The organism is Brevundimonas sp. TWP2-3-4b1 (genome assembly GCF_049897665.1).
Lineage (GTDB): Bacteria > Pseudomonadota > Alphaproteobacteria > Caulobacterales > Caulobacteraceae > Brevundimonas > Brevundimonas subvibrioides_B.
The window spans coordinates 1-3,282 of record NZ_JAFCWQ010000055.1 but is presented as its reverse complement, the minus strand read 5'-3'; the positions used below and the strand labels follow the sequence as shown (position 1 = coordinate 3,282).

The following is a 3,282-nucleotide window of genomic DNA, read 5'->3' as shown; positions in this document are numbered from 1 at the left end:
CATCCCGAACTCGCCGCCTGACATCCGCCAAGCAGCCATCGTTAGACATCAGGAATGAGGGGTCCTTATTCGACGCCGATCACCCCGCTAACGGGGTCCCTTTTCCACGCCGATCCACATCCATCCGACTGTGGATCAGACACTTTGTCCACACCACCTAGGATCATGACGGTCCGCGCCGCATTCGAACGCGCCGTACCGTTTTATGGAATGGCACTGAGGTGAAGCAGGGGGCCAAGGTCCGCTTCAGGCCGGAAGCCGATAGCCGCTTTCGACCCAAAGCCGCGGTTGGCGACTTAGGCCTTTAGGGAGTGTGTCGGGTGAAAAGCCCAGCGGTTCCTTTCCAGCCACGGCCCGGTCTTCAACACCTTCAATCTGCGGCCCCATCTGATTTCCCGCTCTCGAGTCCGCACCTTGCGGCGAAGGCAAAGCACGCCTGGGCGGCGGCGATCCAGGCCGCCCGAATCGGGAAGGAGAGAGGCGTTTTCGGCTCGGCGACCTAGGTTGTCAGTTCCTTCGGCGTAGCCCGATCGGAGTGAAGGAGATCGCCGGCAGCGGCCACCTTGGTCGGCTGGACCTCGCGGGGGTTCTTGCCGGTCCAGCGTTTGAAGGCGCGGGAGAAGGCGGCGGCTTCGGAGAAGCCGACGAGGTAGGCGGTCTCGTTGACCGAGGCTCTGGCACCGGCGAGATAGCGCAGCGCCATGCGGTGGCGCAGGGCGTCAAGCACCTGTTCGTAGGTGGCGTCCTCGGTCTTGAGTTTGCGGAACAGGGTTTGGCGGCTAAAGCCGAGGGCGCGGGCGACGGCCTCGACGCCGACCTCGCCGGTGTGCAGCAGCGGAAGCAGCACGGCCTCGACCCGGCCGCGGACGGTCTTTCGGTCCTCGAGGTCCTGGAGCAGGCCGTCGGCGCGCTGGGTCAGGACGCCGAACACATAGCGCGGCTGAAGCGCCACCGGCCAGGTCGCGATGCGCGGGTCGAGCCGCATGGCGTTCCAGCCGCTGGAGAAGGACACCGGGCACTGGAAGATGCGGTCGTACTCGGCTCTCCAGGCCGGCGCCGGGTGGGAAAATTGCACCTCCAGAACGTGCGGCTCGGGCAGGAAGCGGCGCGGGCCGCAGACGAGCCGTACAAAGGCGCCTTCGCTCAGTTCGGGGAAGGCGTCGGGATCAACGCGCGTGTCGACCATCCATAGCTGGCCGACGCGCGCGGTCAGCGCGAAGCGCGGCCCGTCGTTGAGCCCCTCGGTCTCAAGCGTCAGCCGGCCGAAGCGCTGCATCTGGGCGAACGCTTCACCCATGGTGGCCGAGGCATTCATGATCAGCCCTACGATCGACACCTCCGCCAGGTCGACGGCCTCGCCGAAATGAAGCGCCAGCGCCGGGTCGTCGCAGAGGTCCTGGGCCGCGCGCATCAGCGCCATATACGTCTCGAACGCCAGGCGGGCGTCGGGGTCCTCCAGGTCGACGGGGCGCAGGCCAGCCCGGGCCATCAACGCCGCACGATCAGCGCCCCGCTGGACGGCGAACGCGATCAGGCCGGCGGCTACGCCTGCTGACGTCGTCAGGTTCGACATCGACCCGGCCCCCGGTGTTACGAGCGATCATGCGCGCGGAACGGACGATCATGGCGCCGGCCGGGCCTATCGACAAGAATGGGTCCATGACACCTCGAATTCCTGTCTTGCCCGTCCTGTTGGCCGTCGCCGCTGCGCTGTTGCCGTCGACCGCGTTGGCGGACAGTCTTGAGGCCAGGCCCGGCGATCCGGCCTGGATGCATCTCGGCGCCAACGCCCTGCTGTGGGCGCATATCGCAGGCGGGGCGATCGGGATGGTCACCGGCGTCGTCGCCTTGGCTTCGCGCAAGGGCCAGCGGATCCACCGCGCGGCGGGATCGGTGTTCTTTCTGGCGATGTTCACGGCCTATGCCATCGGCGCGGGCGTGGCGCCGTTCCTTGAAACCGGACAGCGGCCCAATTTCGTTGCCGGCGTCATGGCGCTGTACCTTCTGGTCAGTGGCGCCATGGCGGCTCGACGGCGGGACGTGAAGGCCGGCGCCCCGGAGGTCATCGGGCTGATCATCGCCCTCTCCATTACCGCCGCCGGCGTGATCTTCATGCGGATGGGCGCAGCCAGTCCCAGCGGCACGGTGGACGGCTCGCCGCCGCAGGCTTTCCTGCTCTTCACCATCGCCGGGGTCTTCGCAGCGGCGGGTGAGTTGCATCTGCTCGTGCGCAAGCAGTTGTCCAACCTCTCGCGGATCGCCCGGCACCTGTGGCGGATGTGCTTTTCGCTGTTCATCGCCTCGGGGTCGTTCTTCCTCGGCCAGCCGCAGGTGTTTCCCGAGGCCTTGCGGGACTCCGTTCTGCTGCCCGTTCTCGCCCTGGCGCCGCTGCCGGTCATGCTGTTCTGGCTGGGCAAGGTCCGCTTCGACGACTGGCGCCGTCGGCGGGTGAGGGCGGCGGTCGCGGCCTGAGGGTCCCGAGGTCGGAGTTTGCAGCCTGAGACTCTGCTTGGCCCGCCATGGTGTTGTCAGGACAAGATCCGGTCGATGACGAAGGCGAGGTCCTCGACGTCCTGGTCCAGCGCCAGCGGGATAAAGAGGCGGCTTTGAAGCTGCTCCGGCGGCTCCTTCACAACCAGCCGGTGGAGCCCCGCAGACGATCACGACGGACGGCCTGGCCTCATACGGCGCGGCTCTGGATCAGCTGGATCTGCGCCACCTGCACCGACCCCGCCGGCTTCGGGAGAACAATCGAGCAGAGAACTCGCACCTGCCGATCCGACGACGAGAGCGACAGCAGCAGCGGTTCAAATCCCAAGCCTCGGCCCAGAGATTCCTCACCACCCACGCGGCGATTTACAACACCTTCAACATCCAACGCCATTTGATCAGCAGATCCACACTTCGCCGCTCCCGCGCCGATGCTGATGCCGCATGGGCGGCGGCGGTTGCCTGAAGCGAGACGGGTAGGGCGCTTTTCGACTTCGCCCGGTTAACCTGTCAACCCCTCATCACCACCGTCCGGATCACCTCCGGCGAGCTGTCGAAATAGCGGAACGGGTTGGTCGATTTAGCCATGCCGGCGACGCTAGCCAGCCTGGATTACCGCCGAGCTAAGTTTGGGCTGACAGAGCCGGGAGGAGACATTCCGCATTACCCCATGGTCGGGATCACGAACGAGCTATCGGCGTGCTCGAGGTCACTGTCCGGCCAGCGGGCGGTGATGGTCTTGACCTTGGTCCAGAACTTCACGCCCTCCATGCCGTGCTGGTTGGTGTCGCC

The 3,282-nt window shown here is 66.3% G+C and carries 3 protein-coding genes and 1 pseudogene; 2 read left to right on the top strand and 2 right to left on the bottom strand.

Translation table 11 applies throughout. The features are described from left to right. Positions 1-499 precede the first annotated feature (499 nt). Positions 500-1,573 carry an AraC family transcriptional regulator gene (locus ACP7A5_RS17850; protein WP_426043146.1) on the bottom strand — a complete coding sequence of 358 codons (1,074 nt, stop codon included), beginning with the start codon at positions 1,571-1,573 and terminating at the stop codon, positions 500-502. 86 nt (positions 1,574-1,659) lie between these two features. On the opposite strand from ACP7A5_RS17850, the gene ACP7A5_RS17845 reads away from it, so the two are divergent. Together ACP7A5_RS17845 and ACP7A5_RS17840 are read left to right on the top strand one after the other, a co-directional pair. Next, on the top strand, positions 1,660-2,472 hold the full coding sequence (locus ACP7A5_RS17845; protein WP_426043147.1) for a hypothetical protein: 813 nt from the start codon (positions 1,660-1,662) through the stop codon (positions 2,470-2,472). 71 nt (positions 2,473-2,543) lie between these two features. Next, positions 2,544-2,956 (top strand): annotated as a pseudogene (locus ACP7A5_RS17840) (DDE-type integrase/transposase/recombinase); the annotation flags it as partial. A gap of 197 nt (positions 2,957-3,153) precedes the next feature. Here the strand turns inward: ACP7A5_RS17840 and ACP7A5_RS17835 are convergent. Beyond that, a partial coding sequence (locus ACP7A5_RS17835; protein WP_426041549.1) for a hypothetical protein occupies positions 3,154-3,282 on the bottom strand: 129 nt, incomplete at its 5' end.